The sequence below is a fragment of the Comamonas sp. GB3 AK4-5 genome (assembly GCF_041320665.1).
Lineage (GTDB): Bacteria > Pseudomonadota > Gammaproteobacteria > Burkholderiales > Burkholderiaceae_C > Comamonas.
Genome location: NZ_CP166730.1, coordinates 3,859,708 through 3,879,571, shown reverse-complemented (window position 1 = coordinate 3,879,571; position 19,864 = coordinate 3,859,708). Strand labels below are relative to the sequence as shown.

8 protein-coding genes are annotated in these 19,864 nt (G+C 63.0%); 6 read left to right on the top strand and 2 right to left on the bottom strand.

The genetic code is table 11. From position 1 onward, the window contains the following. Positions 1-182: 182 nt before the first annotated feature. The gene (locus tag ACA027_RS17450; RefSeq protein WP_370679464.1) at positions 183-806 is read left to right on the top strand and encodes a TetR/AcrR family transcriptional regulator; all 624 of its coding nucleotides are present in this window, start codon (positions 183-185) and stop codon (positions 804-806) included. 214 nt (positions 807-1,020) lie between these two features. Here the strand turns inward: ACA027_RS17450 and dkgB are convergent, their stop codons facing one another. After that, a complete protein-coding gene (gene dkgB, locus ACA027_RS17445) occupies positions 1,021-1,827 on the bottom strand; it encodes a 2,5-didehydrogluconate reductase DkgB (RefSeq protein WP_370679463.1) in 807 nt (268 codons plus the stop codon). A gap of 28 nt (positions 1,828-1,855) precedes the next feature. Continuing rightward, positions 1,856-3,025 (bottom strand): MFS transporter, encoded by a 1,170-nt coding sequence (locus ACA027_RS17440; RefSeq protein ID WP_370679462.1) that lies wholly within the window; start codon positions 3,023-3,025, stop codon positions 1,856-1,858. A gap of 217 nt (positions 3,026-3,242) precedes the next feature. Between ACA027_RS17440 and ACA027_RS17435 the strand changes: the two genes are divergently transcribed. From ACA027_RS17435 to ACA027_RS17415, 5 genes are all read left to right on the top strand, one after another. Beyond that, a complete protein-coding gene (locus tag ACA027_RS17435; RefSeq protein WP_370679461.1) occupies positions 3,243-3,746 on the top strand; it encodes a GNAT family N-acetyltransferase in 504 nt (167 codons plus the stop codon). A gap of 310 nt (positions 3,747-4,056) precedes the next feature. After that, on the top strand, positions 4,057-4,758 hold the full coding sequence (locus tag ACA027_RS17430; RefSeq protein ID WP_370679460.1) for a TonB C-terminal domain-containing protein: 702 nt from the start codon (positions 4,057-4,059) through the stop codon (positions 4,756-4,758). A gap of 2 nt (positions 4,759-4,760) precedes the next feature. Then, positions 4,761-5,279 (top strand): RNA polymerase sigma factor, encoded by a 519-nt coding sequence (locus tag ACA027_RS17425; protein WP_370679459.1) that lies wholly within the window; start codon positions 4,761-4,763, stop codon positions 5,277-5,279. Positions 5,280-5,314: 35 nt separating this feature from the next. After that, on the top strand, positions 5,315-6,388 hold the full coding sequence (locus tag ACA027_RS17420; protein WP_370679458.1) for a FecR domain-containing protein: 1,074 nt from the start codon (positions 5,315-5,317) through the stop codon (positions 6,386-6,388). A 263-nt stretch (positions 6,389-6,651) separates the two neighbouring features. After that, positions 6,652-19,821: a filamentous haemagglutinin family protein gene (locus ACA027_RS17415; protein ID WP_370679457.1), complete on the top strand. Its 13,170-nt coding sequence runs from the start codon at positions 6,652-6,654 to the stop codon at positions 19,819-19,821. Positions 19,822-19,864: the final 43 nt, after the last annotated feature.

Below are 19,864 nucleotides of genomic sequence, written 5' to 3'. Positions count from 1 at the left end.
CTGGGCGTGACGGCGCTGGAGACACCAAGTTCAAGGCAGCCCGCAAGTCACGCACGAATAAACTATCCATGTGGATAATTTATTCGTGGCGGTATCGAGGAGTCAAGAACGGAAGCGTCGTTTTCGGCTCCGTACAATCCCTAGACGCACGATAAGAGGCCCGCTTTGTGAGGGAGGTGAAGATGCCGGTCGCCAGACAGCCGCAACAAGAACGAAGTGAAAATACGCGCGCCGAGATACTTGGCATTGCGCTGGAGCAGTTCTCGACGCGTGGTTTTGAGGCAGTGAGCCTGCGCGGCATCGCGGAGATGGCGGGAGTCAATCACGCGATGATTCGCTACTACTTCGGTAGCAAGGAGGCGCTTTGGCGCGAGAGCGTCACCTACCTATTCGACCGGTATGCGAAGGAGGTGGTGGCGCCCAGGCCTGGTACGAAGGAATACTCACTGGACGCTGTGAAAGATCACATTCGCAGCTACGTGCGTTATTGCGCGCGTCACCCAGAACATGCGCGGCTGATGATGCAGGAGGCCAACCGCGATTCAGAGCGCTTGAAATGGATGGCCGAAACCATTATTCGCCCGCGCCATGATGCAAACACGCTCCCACTGATCCAAGAGGTCAGCAAGCAGGTTGGCGTGCTGGGCGACATCGAACCAGTCATGCTGCTGTACATGATTACCGCCATCGCCCAGGTGCCTTATCTGCTTACCGCTGAAATGAAATATGCGCATGGCATGGATGCAATGTGCGAGAAGTCGATCGAGGCACATTGTGAGGCGGTGCTGGCATTTATCTTCCGATAGCGCTGCGCTGGCCGATATGGCCTTGTGGTCCAGCGCAGTGATGGCGCACTCGCATGCGAAGAAGCGTGACCCAGGTGCCCGTGCAAGAGAATGCGTGCGGGCTTCCCATGGGCGTGCGACGCATAGGCGGCTGGTTCCGTGATCAGGAGGTTCTTGAGGTAGCCCGCTGTGCAGGGGATTAGCTGCGCCTTCTACGTCAAAGCGGGGCTCTGACTCAATCCCAGACCGGAGCCAGTCCCTCGGGGTTGACCTCGCGGCCGTTGCGTTCCAGCGTGGCGATCAGGGCCATGTCCTCGGTGTCCAGCTTCAAGTCTATGGCCCGCAGATTGCTGGCCAGGTTCTTGCGCTGGGTCGAGGAGGGAATCACGGCATAGCCCTGCTGCAGCGCCCAGGCCAGCGCCACCTGGGCCACCGTGGCCTGGTGCTTGGCGGCGATGCCCGCGAGCACCGGGTCTTGCAGCACCTTGCCATAGGCCAGGGTCATGTACGAGGTCACGGCAATGCCCTGTGCCTGGAGAAAGGCGGTGAGCTGCCGGTTTTGCAGATAGGGGCTGAGCTCGATCTGGTTGGTGGCAATCTCGCCTTGGCCAACAGCGGCAATGGCTTGCCGGGTCAGTTCGATATTGAAGTTGGAAATGCCGATCTGGCGGGTCAGGCCCAGGGCCTTGGCTTCGGCAAGAGCGGTCATGTATTCGCCCAGTTCCACGCCGTTGCCCGGGGCAGGCCAGTGGATCAGGGTCAGGTCCACATAGTCGCTACGCAGTTTTTTCAGGCTTTCACGCAGGCTGGGCACCAGCTTTTCCTGGCCGTAGTTGGCGGTCCAGATCTTGGTGGTGACAAACAGCTCGGAACGCGGGATGCCGCTTTCTGCCACCGCCTGGCCGACTTCGGCCTCGTTGCCGTAAATCTGTGCCGTGTCGATGGTGCGGTAGCCCAGGTCCAGTGCGTTGCGCACCGAATCGATCGCGGCCTGGCCGGTCAGGCGAAAAGTGCCGACGCCAAAGAGTGGAATGCTGCTCATGAAAAAATTCCTGGGGTGAGAGGGGAAATCAGAGAGAGGGGGTCGAGGCCGCAGGGCGGCGGCCTGCGCTGCCCAGCCAGACCAGGACCAGGCCACCAGCGGCCAATGCTGCGCCCGCAAGAGGCACGGCGGCATAGCCCAGCCCCTGGCTGATGACGGCACCGCCCAGCGCGGCCCCCAGGGCATTGCCCAGGTTGAAGGCGCCGACGTTCACGGATGAAGCCAGGCCCGGAGCCTGGGCCGCAGCCTGCATGACACGCATCTGCACCGGCGGTACGATGCCAAAGGCCGCGGCACCCCAGACCACCAGGCCTATGGCCGCACCCAGATGGGTGCTCAGCAGCCACGGCAGCAAGGCCATGGTGACGGCCAGCGCGGCGAGGATGAGCTTGGTGGCTCCATCGAGTGACCAGTCGGCCAGGCGCCCGCCCAGGCTGTTGCCCAGGGTGAAGCCAATGCCAATCAGCACCAGTGCAAGGGCCACAAAGCCCGGGCTGGCCTGGGTGATCTCGGCCAGCACCGGTGCCACATAGGTGTAGAGCGTAAACATCGCACCCGCACCCAGCACGGTGGTGCCCATGGCCAGCAGCACCTCGGGGCGGGTCAGCACCTTTAGTTCTCGGCGCACATCGGGGCGCTGGCCGGGCAGCCCTTTCGGCAAGGCCAGCCACAGGGCCGCCATGGTGATCAGACCCAGCACGGCCGTGCCGCCAAAGGCCAGGCGCCAGCCCACTTGCTGGCCAATCCAGGTGGCCACGGGCACACCGCCGATATTGGCAATGGTCAGGCCCATGAACATGGCGGCAATCGCACTGGCCTGTTTGTCCTTGGGCACCACGCTGGCCGCCACCACGGCGCCTATGCCAAAGAAAGCACCATGGTTGAGGCTGGTGACCAGGCGCGACAGCAGCAAGGTGACATAGCCTGGTGCCATGGCGGACAACAGATTGCCCAGGGTGAAGATGAGCATCAGCGTCATCAGGGCGCTGCGCTTGCCAAAGCGGCTGAGCAGCAGGGTCATGACGGGTGCACCCACCATCACGCCCACGGCGTAGGCAGACACCAGCATGCCGGCGGTGGGAATGCTGACCTGCACCCCGTCGGCAATCACGGGCAGCAGGCCCATGGGACTGAATTCGGTGGTGCCTATGGCGAATGCGCCAATGGCCAGGGCAAACAAAGCGGCTGAGGATTTCATGCAGCCTTTCCTTCAGATGGCAGGGGGAAAATGGGAAAGGCTGAAGTGTGCGGCGTTTGCATGGGGAGATTAAGCCCCGCAAGGAACAACCTCCTGTGCCTTGCATTCAACAATGCACCACCTGCTGCATGCGCTATAAGTTCGTGAACACGCTCTTAGCTGATTGCCCCATGTGCTTGGCACAATACCGGCCCATTGCTTTGGATATCTGCACACCATGTTGGTTCGTCTCGCGCGCCTGGAAGACGCAGCGGCTTTGCCGCCCATTGAACATTCCGCTGGCCAATTGTTCAAAAACGCGCCCGGCCTCGCGTGGCTGGCCGAGGGCGATGTGATGGCACTGCAAGAACATGAGCGCTTGATTGCGCAGGGCACGGTGTGGCTTGCACAAACAAAAGCAGGGCAGCCCGTGGGCTTTGCCAGCGCGGAAGTTTTTGACGATGAGCTGCACCTGTGGGAGCTCTCGGTGCATGCGGACTGGCAGAGAAAAGGTGTGGGCAAGTTGCTCATGCACAGTGCCTGTACCCATGCTTCAGCGAAGGGGCTGGCGGCGCTGACCCTGACCACCTTCTCCGATATCGCTTGGAACGCCCCTGCATATGCCAGGTTGGGGTTCCAGCCAGCCTCTCCCTTGGGGGAGCGCCTGCGGAATGTATTGGCCGACGAAGTCGCGCATGGGCTGCCTGCAACGCGGCGGATTGCCATGCGGCGCTGGGTCTAGCGGTGTGACGCCACCCTGAATGGGCAGGGTGGAGCCAGCGCGGCCCGGAAGTTCCGGGACGGTGTACTGCCACCAGTGGCGCCGGAGGCGATCTCGGCCGCAGGCAGGGGCTCAGCGCCCCATCATCAAAATGTCACAGATTGAAACTAGCATTTACTCACTCCCTGAAGAGTGACTTTGTGCTGGAGAACCTCGTGTCTTTCTCGATGTTGAGTTTGCGCTGGCCTGCATGCGGCAGCGTTCGCTGTGACATCGCTGGGAGCTGATGGTGGGGCATTCTGGAGGGGGCAACTGGATTCCTTGGGTTGCCATGGTGTGCATGCAGTGTGCATATGCCGAGGCAGCGCCGCAGATAAGTAGCTTTCCCATGCAGACTTCGCGCGTCCCGCAAGCCCAAGGTGTTGCAACCTCGACGGCCCATGTATTTGATTTTGATATTGCAGCACAGCCGCTGGCGGTCGCACTGCATCGGTTCGGTGAGATCTCCGGGCAGCCTGCGCTTTTTGATGCGAGCATGCTTGACGGACGCATGTCCTCCGCAGTGCGTGGCCGCCTGAGCGCCGAGCAGGCTTTGGGTCAACTGCTGGAGCGCACGGGTTTGAGGGCCGAGCGTTTGCGCTCCGAGTTTGGTGAGACTTATGTGCTCAAAGCCGAGGCAGACACAGGCAGTGCAAACGCAATGGATATGTTGCAGCGTTTGCAAAAAAGTGCCTATGCGGGCCAGATCCAGCAGGGCGTCTTGAGGGCTTTGTGCGCTGACGCGCGTACTGCACCCGGCAGCTACCACTCTTTGTTCCGTTTTCAGCTGGATACAGAGGGGCAGCTGGTGTCACCGCGTTTGCTGGACAGCAGCGGCGATGCACAGCGCGATGCCCTGCTGCTCCATGCCTTGCGCGGACTGCGCCTTGGCAGCGCACCGCCGGCCGAGGTGGTGCAGCAGCCGTTGACGATGTCGCTGACACCTGATGCGCCGGGGGCTGCAGCCTGTGGCCCGGTATGGGGAGGGCACTGAGCATGTCGGGTGAAGCACCACCGGTTTTGCTGGACTATCTCAACAAGAGCTATGCCAGTCTCAAGCGGCGCCTGACGTTGGTGCTGGGCAATGCCGATTTGGCCAGTGATGCCTTGCATGACACCTGGGTACGGGTCAAAGACAAAGACGATCGCCGACTGATTGAGCAGCCTGGAGCCTATCTGATGCGCGTGGCGACGAATATTGCGGCCGATATTCAGCGCAGGCAGCGCCGCTCTTTGTCGGGCGAAGAGGTGGATGCGCTGTTGGAGGAGATGGAGGATCCCGCGCCCTGTCCACAGCGAACGGCTGAGGCGCGCTCGGATCTCAGCGCCCTGTCGCAAATCATGGCATTGATGCCGGAGCGCCGTCGTGTCATTTTGGTGCTGGTGCACTGGGAGGGTCTGGCGCAAAAAGATGTGGCCGGTCGGCTGGGGACTTCGCTGCGAACCGTCGAATATGAACTTCGGCGTGCCCATGATGTGCTTGATGCACATATGGACCTTCTGGGGCGTAAATAATTGCGGTTTCCCCGGCCGTGGTTCGTTGCAACTGCATGAAGTGGATCAAAAGACCGGCGGCGCTATGGCGTGCCTGCCGGCATGATTCAAAAATGCGTTTTGCAGCGCCGGCAGCTAGACACGACACAATGAAAACACCAGAGAACCATCGGGATGCCTCCCGCGAGATGCTGCTGCAGCAGGCCTGGCAGTGGCTGCGTGTGCTGCATTCCGGTGTTGCCAGCGCTGAAGATGCCCGAGGTTTTCGGCAATGGGTGCATGCCAGTGCAGCGCATCAAAGCGCTTACCAGGAAGCCAAGCGGCGTTGGGACAGGCTGAAGCAGCCAGCAGGCGCATTGCTGCAGTCTCAAGCAGATTTGGTGGGGGCGTATGAGCATGGGCTGCGCGGGCGTCGAGCCTTCCTCGGAGCGGCAGCCAGCACGGCGGTCGTGGCATTGGTCGCTGTGAATTACTCCCCCTGGGGACTTTGGCCCACATCTTCCGAATGGCGGGCAGATTACCGAACCGGTACGGGGGAGCAGCGCGCCATAGACCTGGGAGAGCATGTCCATCTCACCTTGAACACCCGAACCAATGCGAGCCCGCAGGTGAAAGGACATGAGGTGGTGGGCCTGGACCTAGTCAGCGGAGAGGCTGCTATTGAGTTGACGCTCTCGGGCCAGCCTTTTTTCGTGCGGGCAGGTGTGGGCAGTGCGGCGGCTGCATACGGGCAATTTGAAGTCCGCCATGTGGCGCAGCAGGTTTGCGTGAGCTGTATTGCCGGGGAGGTGCATTTGTCGCACCCCCTGGGCGGCAAGACGCTGAAGGCCAACGAGCAAGTCATTTATGACGCGGTCTCTGTCAGCCGCGTGAATGCAGTGGATCCGCAGGTGCTTTCGTCCTGGCGACGTGGCCTGCTGGTCTTCAAGCAGACCCCTTTGGGTGATGCATTGGATGAGATCAACCGCTATCGCCCTGGTCGCGTAGTGCTGGTCAATGCTGCTGCGCGCACCAAAAATGTCACGGGCCACTTCGCCATCGCGTCGCTGGATCTTGCCCTCATACAGCTGCAGCATGTCTTCGGATTGAAGGCGCGTGCATTGCCGGGCGGTTTGCTGCTGCTGAGTTAGGTGGTTGCTGGGCCATGTCCTGTCTCATGTTCTGCGGTGAGGCCGCGTGGACAGAGATGCTGTGCTGCCCATGCATGCCAAGGCGTTGCAGAAATTTTGCGGAATCTCTTGCGGGTTTGAGTTGAACAGTTCGTTGTAGCCATATCGGAGGGGCTTTGCTGCAAACGCTTGTGTACGTGCAGCCAGGTCTCCTGCATCGATGAGGCTGGCCGATATGGGAGGGCAGCCGAACGGTGTCGACTCAACCATTGGGCAGAACTCAGATGAACACACGCGCAAGCAGCAAGGATCAAGCCACTCAACGCACCCGCTACCGTGTGTTTAGACGGGCACCCATCGCACAGGCCATTGCCCTGACCCTGGTGGCCGGAGGCACCATGGTGCAAGCCAGTGCGCAGACGGCCTTCAGCCCCGGCTGGTTTTCCGCCAAGGGCGCGGTGCAGAACACGGCGGCGCAAACCGGCATGTTGCCCAATGGTCTGCCAGCCATGTCTTCGAGCAGCCCGGCCGCGCAGCAGAACAAGGCCAATGAGCAACTGGTGCGCTCCATCACCAATCTCAACCTGGCAGCGCGCGGTATCGCGGCCCAGCAGGCGGCCCAGGCTGCTGCGCGTGCGGCGGCCTTGGCTGCAGGTGGTGGCGTGCCGGATGGGCTGGGCGAAGGCGGTCTGAAGATAGACAGCAACAGCCTCACTGCGGGTTGGATCAACGCCAACGCACCCAAGCAGACCACGGCCGATGGCAAGACCCATGTGGCGGTCGAGCAGACCGCGGACAAGGCCATTCTGAACTGGGAAAGCTTCAACGTGGGCAAGAACACCACGCTGGAGTTTTTGCAGCAAAAAGACTGGGCGGTGCTCAACCGTGTCAATGATCCGAATGCACGGCCTTCGCAGATCCAGGGGCAGATCAAGGGCGACGGCACGGTGCTCATCGTCAACCAAAACGGCATCATCTTCAGCGGCTCCAGCCAGATCAACACCCGCAACCTGGCGGCGGCGGCCGTCGGCATGTCGGATGCCCAGTTCAAAAAAGGCCTGTTCAGCGACGCCCAGGGTACGGCCTATATTCCGACCTTTGCGAATGACCTGAGCAGCAACGCCAGCAGCTTCAGCCACGGCGCTGCCACGGCCGACGTGGTCGTGGAAGCGGGTGCCAGGCTGCAAACCCACAAGCCCGCCAGCGTGACCGAGGGCGGCGGCTATGTGCTGCTGGTCGGCCGCGAGACGCACAACGCGGGCGAGATCACCACGGCCTCAGGCCAGACCGTGCTCGCGGCAGGTGATGCCTTTGTGATCCAGCGCGGCCAGGGCTCGGACGCCAACCAGAACTCCAGCACGCGCGGCAATGTGGTGGGCAGCCTGCGAAATCCGGGTTCGGCAGCGGGCCTGGTGCGCAATAGCGGCCTGATCCAGGCGAGCACGGGCGACATCACACTCACCGGGCACGATGTGCGCCAGCAAGGGGTGGCCGTTGCCAGCACCTCGGTGCATACGCGGGGCACGGTGCATCTGAGCAATGCCGCAGGTGATGCCGGTGGGCACATCGCGCTGGAAGAGGGCAGCGTGACCAGCGTGCTGCTCGAGGAGTCTGCGACCACGGCGCTGGACGCCCAGCGCGAGACCTTGATCAAGGAGTCGGACAAAGCCGGTGACGGCGTGCAGCATCGGCGCGATCAGTCGCTGGTGCTGATCGACAGCGCCGGCGCTGTGGATTTCCGTACCGATTCGCTGACGGTGGCCACGGGCGGCCAGGTGCTGGTGAAGGCAGCGCAGGCAGATGTGGCCAGTGGCGCGGTCATCGATGTCTCGGGTGCCGTGGGCGTGCGCGTGGACATGGAGTCCAACAATGTGCTCATCAACGTCCAGGGCAACGAGCAGCGTGATGCCTCCGTCAACCGCGACGCCAAAGGGCTTAACAACAAGAACATCTGGGTAGACCGCCGCGACCTGGTGTTTGTGCCGGCTGGCACCAACGGCTACGAGACGGATCGCTGGTACACCGCAGGTGGTCTGCTGGAAGTGGGCGGGTATCTGGGCATCACGGGCCATGGCATTGGTGAATGGATGGCGCAGGGCGGCACCGTGCAATTTGCGGGCGGCCAGGTCCACACCCACCAGGGCAGCCTGATCAATCTGGCGGGGGGCTCGCTGGATGTGCAGACCGGCTATGTGAACCAGACCTATTTGAAGGGGGCTGATGGCCGCATTTACAACGCCTCTTCCGCGCCGGGTGATCTGCGCTATACAGGCCTGTACCAGGGGTTTGAGTCCACCCATGCACGCTGGGGCGTGACGGAAACCTATGCCGCGCCGCTGATTGCGGCGGGGCGTCGCCTGGAAAATGGCTACACCGTGGGCCGCGATGCGGGCCGTTTGGTGATTGCCACGCAAGGGGCCCAACTGGAGGGGGCGGTGGATGGCAGCACCTTCCAGGGCGAGCGCCAGACACGAGGCCGCGATGCAGCGCTGGACGGATACCGGCAGGCCCAGACCGCGGTGGCACAACGCGGCCAGCTCATCATCGGCGCCTTGACGCCTGTTTATGACGCCAATACCAAGGGCTTGCGTGAGTCACCTGCGGCAGTCATGTCTGATGTCACCCTGGGGGGGCAGCCCGGGGCTGGAACGCATCTGGATGCAGCCTGGATCAACGCGCAGAATCTGGGGGCATTGCAGGTTTATGCCAAGGACCGGATTGCCGTAGACGAAGCCTTGCAGGTCACGCCAGGGGGGCAGATTGCGCTGCATGCCAGCGATGTGGCTGTGGAGGCCAATCTCACGGCGCGTGGCGGCAGCATTCAGCTTGGTGACATGGTGACGCAGCACACCGGCAGCGGTTCGGGGTGGCAGGAGCAGTCCATAGGCGGTGTCGCAGCGAGCGGCCATACCCGGCAAGTGACGGTGGGCAAGCATGTGACGCTGGACGCTCGCGGCCTGTGGAGCAATCAGGTGCTCGATGCGGACAACAGCAGCCTGCCTTTTGTGAATGGCGGTCGTGTGGTGCTGCGTAGCTCTGGCGACGTCAAGCTGGGTGATGCCAGCCTGATTGATGTGTCTTCGGGAGCCGCGCTCAATGCAAAGGGCAGCCTGAGTGGCGGAAAAGGTGGCGATGTGACGCTGGCTACCGGTATTCCTGCACAAGGAGTCGGTGGAGCCACGCAGTTGGTGCTGGAGGGTGAGCTGCGGGGGCATGGCGTCAAGGGAGGCGGCACCATGATGCTGCAGACCGGCGAGGCCGTGGTGATCGGCGGGCAAGTTGGTGGCAGTGGTGGTTTGCTGCTGGACACAGGCCTTTTCAAACAAGGTTTTTCGCATTACGAGGTGAATGCGGTGGGTGGGCTGACGGTCGCCGAAGGCGCCAAGCTGGAAGTGTCCATGCCGGTGCTGCGGATCGATTCGGCAAAGGCTCAGGGTATGCAGACTGGCGCTGATCCTTCCAAGGTGCTGGAGGTTTGGGAGGCGCCGTTGTTTGTGCAAGACCCCGCCCGCAAACAGATGAAGCAGCGCGCAGGCGCCAGCCTTGCGCTCAACGCCGGCTCCGTGGTCCAAACAGCTTCGTTGCTGATCGACAAGGGCGCAGAGCTGAAGGTCGATCCGGGGCAAAGCATCCGCTTGGCTGGCAATGCCCAGATCACCATTGAGGGTGAGCTGCGGGCGCATGGTGGGCGGATTGCGGTGCTGGGCGGGGACTTCGGCTCTGGCACGGATCTGAACCGTCCGGCTGGCGTGCCCAACGCACGTTCGTTGTGGATTGGCGAGCATGCCGTTCTCGACGTGTCTGGCCAGGCCCATACCGCCCTGGATGGCAATGGCCATTCTTATGGCGTGGTGCAAAGCGGCGGCAGCATAGAGCTGGGTGCGAAATACAGCCTGGAGTCGCGCAATGTCGACGCCATAGACGCTTTCCTCGTGGTCAAGAAGGGCGCGGTGCTCAACGCCTCGGGTGCCAGCGGGCTGATTCATGTACCAGGCCAGGGCGATATCTCCCTGGCCGGCAACGGCGGGACCATTGCGCTGAGTGCCGCCAACGGCCTTTTCATCGACGGCCAGCTCTCGGCCCATGCCGGTGGCGCAGGCGCCAAGGGCGGAACACTGGCCATCAATTTGGAAACACCGGTGTACCTGGGCGTTGAACGCTTCAGCAAAAAAGGCGCCGCCGTCGATGATGCTGTGCGCGTTCCGCGCGAGTTGGTGATCGAGCAGGTGTTTGGTGGCAGCGGGCTGGATGACAGCGTGCAGGCCGGTCAGAAGCATGACAGCCTGGTTTACGGCAAGGCTCGTTTTGGCGTAGATGCAATCCAGGCTGGCGGTTTTGACACGGCAGCGTTGTATGCCAATGGCTTGCTGAGCTTCGATGGCAGCATTGATCTGCACATGAAGCAGGCGCTGTACCTCACGGCCAGCAGCATAGGTCTCTCGACCCAGGCCGCCCGCGACAGCCAGGTACGCCTGAGCGCTGCTTATCTGCGCCTCTCGGGCTCAGAACGTCGAGAGGTTGACGGCTCCATCATGCCGAATCCGGTGTTTGGCTCGGGCAACGTCAATGCTGGCGGGGGGCAACTGGGCGTGCCGCTGCTGGCCAAGAATGCGCATCTGCAGCTCGAAGGCAGCATGGTGGATATCGTGGGGGAGGTCGGCTTTGGTACGAGGAGCCACATCATACTCAACGGTCCGACCAATCTGGCAGTGGAGCGCGATGCCTTCGGCACGGTGCGCATCGCCAGCCAGGGTGACCTGCGCCTGCGCAGCGCCAGCCTGTATTCACCGGGCGACACCACGCTGGCAGCAGCGCAGATTTATGGTGGGGGCAACGTCACCGTCGGCCTGGTGAGCAAGCTCAACGAATGGGGCAATGTGCTGCGCTCCTACGATCAGGAGCGCCGCCTCGACATAGAGCGCATAGGCACGTCCTTGCCCGCCATGCCCTATAGCGTGTTCGGCAATATGGGCTTCACTGCCGCCACCATCAACCAGGGGGGGGTGTTGCGCGCTCCGCTGGGCTCCATCACGCTGGGAGATGCTGGTAGCAACGGCTATACCGGCGTCGTCAACTTGCTGCCAGGCAGTATCACCTCGGTCAGCGCCAAGGGTTTGGCCATGCCTTATGGCGGCACGGTCGACGGGCTGACCTATAACTACAACGGCAAGGATGCGGTCTATGTCGGCATTGGCGGAGAGCCCAGCATCGAATTCAAGACCCATGCATTGAATGCCCAGGATGGTGCGGTGATTGATCTGTCTGGCGGCGGTGAGCTCACGGGTGCAGCCTTTTTGCAAGGCCGTGGCGGCTCCACCGATGCCCGAATCAACCCGCTGGTGCAAATGGCCGAAGGTCGCTTTGTGCTGCCGGGCCTGGCCACCAACCCGGTCTATGCCATTGTGCCGGGCGCCCAGGCGGGTTATGCGCCTGTGGCGTCGGAGAAGGGTGCGGGCGATCCGGCCATAGGCCGCCAAATCACCATTGGTGAAGGCGTGCCCGGGCTGCCGGCTGGCACCTATACGCTGATGCCGTCTACCTACGCCTTGCTGCCGGGGGCCTTCCGGGTTGAGCTCAACGGCCTGGCCAGCAGCCACATTGCCTTTGGCAGCACCACGGCCATGCGCAATGGTTCCTGGAGCACCTCGGCGCAATTGGGCATTGCCAACACCGGCTACAGCGATGCGCTGCCGACCCAGGTCATCCTGACGGCGGCAGACACACTGCGCACCTACTCGCAGTACAACGAAACCAGCTATGCCGAATTTGCGCTGCAGCAGGCCGCCCGCGAAGGCGCTCCGGCACCGCTGCTGGAGCGTGATGGCAAGGCACTGAACCTGATGCTGATTTCGTCCACGGCAGCGGGTTCCTTTCAGCTGCCGCAACTGCGCTTCGCGGCCCAGGTGCAAGGCACACCGGCTGACCAGGGTAAGGGAACGGTGCTGCGTGTGCTGGGAGGAACGAACTTCGAAATACTGGCGCAAGATGCCGCACCCACCGCAGGCTTTACCGGTATTTCGGTGCATGCCGACATGCTCAACCAGGTGGGTGCCTCGCGCATGGAAATCGGGGGGCGGCTGAGTTCGACCTATATCGACTCCCAAACCGGCTCACTGCAACACGCTAATACCATCGCGATCGGTGGTGCTGAAACGCACAACATCATTGTGCGTAGCGGGGCCCAGCTGGAAGCGGCCGATGTGTTCCTCATGAGCGGGCGCACCGATGGTGGCATCACTCTGGAGCAAGGGGCCAGCATCAACACCCTGGGCAAGGGACGCACTGGCTACGGCGCCGAGCAGGGCTATATCTACCAGCCAGGCCCCGTCTCCGTGTTGGCCGTGTCCAACAATCAACTGGATTTGCTGGCGCCGGCAGCGCCCAATCCCAACGACCCGAGGGTTGGCGCAGGCGCCATTGAACTCGGTGTCTGTGCCGTGGGGGCTCACTGCAGCGGTGACACCCGTCTTTACTCCGAAGGCACCATCGCCACCGCCACGGATAACCGCTTTGTGTTGGGCGATGCGGTGCGTTATGGCACGCGCAATCTGTCGCTGGCGCTGGGTGGGGTCAACATCGGCAGTGCCCAGGCGCTGGAGAGTGCAGCCGCCCGTGGCGCCTTGCCGGCCGGCATGGTGCTGAACCAGCAGGTGCTGGACCGCCTGCTATTGGGTGACACCAGCACCGGGGCTCCGGCGTTGGAAGCGCTGTCGCTCACGGCACGCGAATCGGTGAACTTCTTCGGCGATGTCACCCTGTCCACCTACGGCGCAGATGGAAAGTCGGCCCTGCAGCGCCTGGTATTGGGCACGCCCGCCATCTACGGGTATGGCGATGCGGGTGATGTGGCCCGGATCCACACCGACACGCTGATCTGGACCGGCTCTCGTACGCCAGCGGGCAGCATCGTGGCTGGCGGCCCCGGTACGGGCCAAGGCCAGTTGGTGGTTGATGCCCGTGAAATCGTATTCGGCTACGGGCCCAAGACCCAGCCCGACACCGTGCGCGACCACGACAGGCTGGCGCTGGGCTTTGCCAGCATGCATCTGAATGCCAGCGAGCGTGTGACAGCGACCCACAAGGGCTCGCTGGCCTTCTATGCAACGCAAGGTGCCTGGGACCCCGTGGCCAAGGCCTATACCCGCAGCGGCGGCGACCTGTTCATCAGCACGCCGCTGCTGACCGGCACGGCCGGCTCCATCAACAAGATCACGGCCGGTGGCGACATCCATGTGAGCGGCAGTGGGGCAGCTGCTCCCGACAACGCGACGCTGGCCGCCGCCTTGGGGGCCGAGTTGGCCTTGGACAGCAAGGGGGGCCAACTGGTGCTGGATACTGCCGTGCTGCTGCCCAGCGGCAAGCTCAGCCTGTCTGCCCAAGGGGATGTGACGCTGAATGCCGGCGCCCAACTGGAGCTTGCCGGCCGCAAGATTGACTTCTTCGATGTCAGCAAATACAGCTGGGGTGGCGATGTGGCGCTGCAAAGCCGGGCGGGCGATGTGGTGCAAGCGGATGCATCGCATATCAATCTGTCTGCGGAGCACAACCGGGCCGGCAAACTGACGGTCGCCGCAACCCAGGGCCATATCGCGCTCACAGGGCAGATGGATGGCCACAGCAGCGGCCACTACGATGCGGGCGGCACCCTGGTGCCGTATCTGGCAGGCCGTATCGAGCTGCATGGCCAGAGCATCGATGATTTTGCGGGCCTCAACCACCGCTTGACTGAAGGCGGTGTTTTCGGCGGCCGCAGCTTCCGACTGGGCCAGGGGGATCTGAACCTGGGCAACGAGCTCAAGGCCCATGAAATCAATGTCTCGCTGGACCAGGGGCAGCTCACTGTGAATGGCCGCATCGATGCCAGCGGCGAGCAGGCGGGCAGCATTCGCCTGTCGGCCAAGAACGGCGTGACCCTGGGTAATGCTGCTGTGCTCGATGCCAGCGCCAGCGTGCTGCGCGTGGACAGCTATGGCAAGCCTATTGAGGCACCCAATCGCGCCGTGATCGAAATTGATTCCGGCACGGGCCTGCTGGCCATTGCCAGCGGCGCGCGCATGGATTTGCGCGTGGCTGGCAGCGCGCAGAACTTTGGCACCGTGGCATTGAATGCAGCGCGCGTGGGCAGCAATGACGTAGCCATTGATGCGGCAGGCACGGTTGCCATCGCGGGTGCCAAGTCCATCCATGTCAATGCCTTTATCACCGATAACACGGCCGCAGCGGGCACCGAAACCACCACCGACGGCAAAAGCTACCAGGTCATAGACCAGGACTACCTCAACCGCCTGAATGACGATAGCCGTACCTTTATCAACGCGGCACTGGCCAACGGCACGCTCATGAATGGCAAGTTGGCAGGCCTGCGGGCCTACCAGGATCAGTTCCACCTGCGTCCCGGCGTGGAGGTCGTGGCCAACCTGGCGGTCAATCCTGACGGGAATCTGCATGTGGATGGCGACATCGACCTTTCGGGCCACCGCTATGCCAGCGTGAATCCGCATACGCAGCGGACCCTGGTGCATGGCTCGGGTGAGGCCGGTGCCTTGGTACTGCGCGCACAGGGCGATCTGGATGTGTTCGGCAGCATCAGCGACGGTTTTGACGGCAGCCGCCTCAAGCCATCGTTTGACAGCGTGGGCTGGCTGCTGACCAAGGGCCAGCAGCCATGGGCCTCCGACGTGGTGGTGCCGCGCGACGGCATGGTCACGCTGGATGCCGGCACGGTGTTCAACTCCGGCAAGGTGCTGAATTACGAGCTGCCCATCAACGCCATGCAAATGGCCGCAGGTACGCTGCTGCCGGCAAAGGCCGCGTTGGCGCAACCGCTGTCGCTGGCGCGTGGCACGGTGTTGAGTGCGGCCGTGCATGACGCCAATGGCCAACTGCTGTATGCCGCTGGCAGCGTGCTGGCCGATGCGGTGACGCTGCCAGCCCAGACGCAGCTGGATGCAGGTTTTCGCCTGCCAGGGGCCGCGCGGATGGCTGCCATGACCTGGCCGGCCGGCGTGGCCCTGCCGGCACCGCCTTCCGGCAATGCAGTGGTGCTGTCCAGCGCTATCGATTTGAAAAAAGGCGCTTTCATCCCCAGTGAAACCGATGTCAAGCTGCCTGGCGGTGTGGACAGCGTGGACTTGCGCCCGCGTGATGCCCAGGGCAACCAGGGCCGCATCTGGGCGCTGGCGCCGATGCTGGCGGCGGGATCGCAGTCCTTCGATATCAGCCTGGTGGCAGGGGCCGATACGGCTGCGGCCGATCGCCTGGCGAGCTTGCCGGGAGGCGCTGGCCATCTGCGCCTGTCCGATATGCACTACGGCATGGGGGGGGAGCGCTCCGCCGTGCCGGGTACGGGGTCCCCCGCAGTTTTCCGTTACAGCAACAGCTTTCCGGCGGCCCTGCTGGCGGATTTAGAGATGTATGCGTCTTGGGGCTACGAAGTGCCCACTATCGTGCCCGGCGCCCTTGTGGGTGCGCGTGACATAGAGCTGCTGCTGGAGATCGGCTTGATCTGGGACTCCATGAGCAATCTCAATGAATATGGCCATGGCGAGGCAGTGAGCGTGGTGACGCCCGCCACACCACCGGACTATGTCTTTATGGTCAAACCGGCGCGTGAGCAATTGCCCAGCGTGGTGCGCACCGGCACAGGTGATCTGCGCTTGGTCTCGGCCAAGAACATTGCCACCAGCTCGTTGTTTGGTGTCTATACGGCGGGCACGCCTTCGGCCGCGCTGGCCGCAGCGGGAGCTTCCGACCCGTATAACCAGCCGCGCAGCGTGTTCAATGGCTCGGTGCTGGGCGAGTTCGGCGGATCATTTGAAGGTTTGGTTAATGGAGGGAGCGAAAGCCTCTACCAGGCCTGGTATCCCGAGGCCGGCGGCAATCTGTTGCTGCGCGCGGGTGGCAACATCAGCGGCGACAGCATAGGGCGTACCTCGGGAGCATTGCGTAGCGATGCCCTGGGTTACCGTACAGAACGTATCACCGGTACGGCTTCGGTGGGCAACTGGCTGTGGCGCCAGGGCTCAGGCAGCGTGGCCGGTGTGGATGATGTAGCCCTGCCCACGGCCTGGTGGATCAATTTCGGCACCTATGTCCCCTCGCGTGAGGAAAGCCCTTACAACGTGTTCGCCACGATGCCGCGCTTCACGGGTTTCACGGGCTTTGGCACCCTGGGCGGTGGCAATCTGCTGCTGGAGGCGGGCGGCAATGCCGGCATGCTGCAGGCCCGTGGCGACCATGGGGCCTACTACATCAACCGCAGTTCGGGCCTGAATCTGGCGGTGGCCAGCACCGGCCGCGTAGGCAGCGATGGCAAGCTGGTGCAGACAGGGGGCGGCGATCTGGACATCCGCATAGGCGGCGGCTTCAACAGCGACGCGACGCTGAACGCCTTCACCGGGGGCAACAGTGCACCCCAGGCCAACAGCTTTGCCGTGGGTGGCACGCACCGGCTGGACCTCAACGGCAGCTTCACCAATTTGCGCGGTGCCCTGCGCATGCAGGCCGGTGCGGTGGGCTCGATAGCACAGAGCTTTGGCGGCGGCGACCCCAAGGAGTCGCGTCCCTACGACGCATTCACCGCTTCCAACGCCTCGACGGCTGGCGGCCCCGTGCTGGTGCTGGGCGATGCCGGCGTGCGCATCGAATCGCGTGGCGACCTGGTGCTGGGCAATGTCACCGATGCCGGCCGCGTGCCGCAATACCATGGCGGTACGCCCTTTAGCGCCAACGGCAAGTCCTATGCGGGCAACGGCTGGAGCTGGTTCTCGCTGTGGACGCCTGCGACCGCTGTGGATCTGCTGGCGGCGGGCGGAAATCTCACGCCCACGATGGCCATGCACGACAGGCATAAACGGACGGACAGCCTCATCACCGATCTCAATTTCATGTATCCCTCGGTGCTGCGAGCAGCATCGGCCAGTGGCAATGTGTACTACGGAAAGTTCGTCAAGTCGATCACGGCCGGTGAAAACAACGATCCCTTCCAGCCTGCGGTGACGCTGGCACCGTCCCCAGTGGCCGAGCAGTTTGTGGCCCACGGCACAGGTCAGCTGGAGCTGCTGGCCCGGGGCTCGATCTACGCACAAGGGGCGGGTTTCTCCGTCTCGGGTGCCGATCCTACGGCCCTGCCCAATCCGTTCACACCAGGCTTTGTCGGACGTGGTGACCCCGCATGGTTTGGTCTGGAAGTCATTCACAACGTCAGCCCCAACACCATGGCTGCAGGCCCCATGCTGTCTGGCGCTCTGAAGGGTGATGTGGAACAGCGCTACCCGCTGTTCGCCTTTACCCCGCCCACGGCTTCGGGCCATGTCTATGTGGGCCAGGAGCCTGCGCGCTACTACGCGGTGGAAGGCGACCTGGTGGGGCTGCGCACAGGCAGCATCATCTACCGTGGCCGGAAATCCTCCGGCAAGCCGGGTTCGCTGCCGACCTGGTATGACGGCGGTGGCGCACTGGCCATGCGGGCCGGTCGCGACATCGTGAACTCAGGTACCACCTTGGGTGCCTATGACCCTGTGGACTCTGCTTATGGAACTCCAGGAGGGGCGCTGGACTGGTACAACATTGCGTACTTTGCCGACCCCTCGGCACCACCCAAGATCGACACGCAGGGTTTTGGCTCCATGGTGGGCAACCTCATTGTGCACACCAGTGCCGATGATGTGTCTGTGGTGCAAGCCGGGCGCGACATCCGTTTCAGCAGCTTCAAGATTGCGGGGCCGGGTCTGCTCGACATCAGCGCCGGACGCAATGTCTACATGGCCGACAAGGCCGAGCTGCGCAGCCTGGGGGCTGTGGTCAATGTGAAGCCGGGTGACCGCAGCAGTGGCGCCGCCATCTCGGTGGCGGCAGGCCTGGGTCAGCATGGTGCCGATTGGACCGCCTTCGCCGACCGCTATCTGGACCCCGCCAACCTGGCCAACCTGTCGCTGCCGTTGGCAGACCAGCCGGGCAAGGCTGTGCGTATCTATGACGGCTCGATCACGCTGGCGCAGTGGCTGAAGCATGAGTTCGGCTACACCGGCGACGAGGCCGGTGCATCGGCCTTCCTGGCTGCCAAGCAGGTGGAGCTGGATGGCGTACGCAATGGCGCGTTGGCCGCCGGCAGCACGGCGGCCAATCGTGATCTGGCGCGCGAATACAAACTCGAAAGCCAGTTGCATTTGGTGAACTGGTTGACGGAGCGCTTTGGCGGGGCCAATGGCCGTGGCCTGCATTTCGATGCAGCGAGCATGGACGCCCGCAGCTTCTTTGCCGCTCTGCCGCCCGAGCAACGCAGCGCCTTCTTGCGCAATGTCTACTATGCGGAGCTCAAGGCCTCCGGTCGCGAGTACAACGATGTGGACGGCAAGCGCTACGGCAGCTATCTGCGCGGCCGCGAAGCCATCGAAACGCTGCTGCCTTCAAAGGACGCGCAGGGTAAGGCCATTGCCTATGAGGGCGATCTGACCATGTTCAGCAGTGCGCGCTACTTCAAGCAGTTTGTGGACGTGGTGGGAACCTGGCGTCCGCAGCCGGGCGTGAAATACCTCTCCGAGGCGGAATGGATTGCAGCTGGAAGCCCCGGCTACGACACGCCGTACTACAAGATCAACGACGCAGGCATCCACACAGACTTCGGTGGCAACATCAATCTGCTGGTGCCGGGTGGGCGCACGCTGATTGGCGTGGACGGTGGTTATCCGCCGGGCGCGGGCTCCGGTGTACTGACCCAGGGTGAAGGCGATATCAACATCTTCTCCAAGAGCGATATCCTGATGGGCCAGAGCCGGGTGTTCACCACCTTCGGCGGCAACATTCTGGGCTGGTCGGCCGAAGGCGATATCAACGCCGGCCGAGGCGCCAAGACCACGGTGGTGGCGACGCCGCAGCGACGTGTCTATGACAACATCGGCAATGTGATGCTGTCACCGTCCACGCCGAACACCGGCGCGGGTATTGCCACGCTCAACCCGATTGCCGAAGTGCCGCCGGGAGACATCGACCTGATTGCCCCCTTGGGCACCATTGATGCGGGCGAGGCCGGTATCCGTGTCTCGGGCAATGTGAATCTGGCCGCACTGCAGGTGGTCAATGCCGAAAACATCCAGGTGCAGGGCAAGGCCGTGGGCATACCCATGGTGGCTGCGGTGAACGTGGGAGCGCTCAGCAATGCCAGTGCCGCAGCCTCGCAGGCCACGGCTGCGGCTCAGGACGTGCTGCAGCGCGAGCGGGCTGCAGCGCGTCAGGCGATGCCCTCGGTATTCACGGTGCGGGTGCTGGGCTTCGGTAATGAGTCCATGGAGGGCGGTGGCAAGCTGCCCCAGCCCTCGGCCGCGACCAGCAAGCCCGCCGGTGTGGCTGCCTACGATCCTCAAAGCGCCTTGCAACTGGTGGCCGTGGGCAAGGATGTCGATCCCCTGCAGGCCGCACGCCTGAATCCAGAGCAGCGTCGACAGCTACAGCAGTAAGACCCACTCACACAACCCTTGATACGTCGTTGCTTTGTCTTTT

What these genes read in the sequence shown, in the direction of transcription:
- ACA027_RS17450 (WP_370679464.1), top strand. Translation starts at nt 183, where the DNA reads ATGCCGGTCGCCAGACAGCCGCAACAAGAACGAAGTGAAAATACGCGC.
- dkgB (WP_370679463.1), bottom strand. Translation starts at nt 1,827, where the DNA reads ATGAGCAGCATTCCACTCTTTGGCGTCGGCACTTTTCGCCTGACCGGC.
- ACA027_RS17440 (WP_370679462.1), bottom strand. Translation starts at nt 3,025, where the DNA reads ATGAAATCCTCAGCCGCTTTGTTTGCCCTGGCCATTGGCGCATTCGCC.
- ACA027_RS17435 (WP_370679461.1), top strand. Translation starts at nt 3,243, where the DNA reads ATGTTGGTTCGTCTCGCGCGCCTGGAAGACGCAGCGGCTTTGCCGCCC.
- ACA027_RS17430 (WP_370679460.1), top strand. Translation starts at nt 4,057, where the DNA reads ATGGTGTGCATGCAGTGTGCATATGCCGAGGCAGCGCCGCAGATAAGT.
- ACA027_RS17425 (WP_370679459.1), top strand. Translation starts at nt 4,761, where the DNA reads ATGTCGGGTGAAGCACCACCGGTTTTGCTGGACTATCTCAACAAGAGC.
- ACA027_RS17420 (WP_370679458.1), top strand. Translation starts at nt 5,315, where the DNA reads ATGAAGTGGATCAAAAGACCGGCGGCGCTATGGCGTGCCTGCCGGCAT.
- ACA027_RS17415 (WP_370679457.1), top strand. Translation starts at nt 6,652, where the DNA reads ATGAACACACGCGCAAGCAGCAAGGATCAAGCCACTCAACGCACCCGC.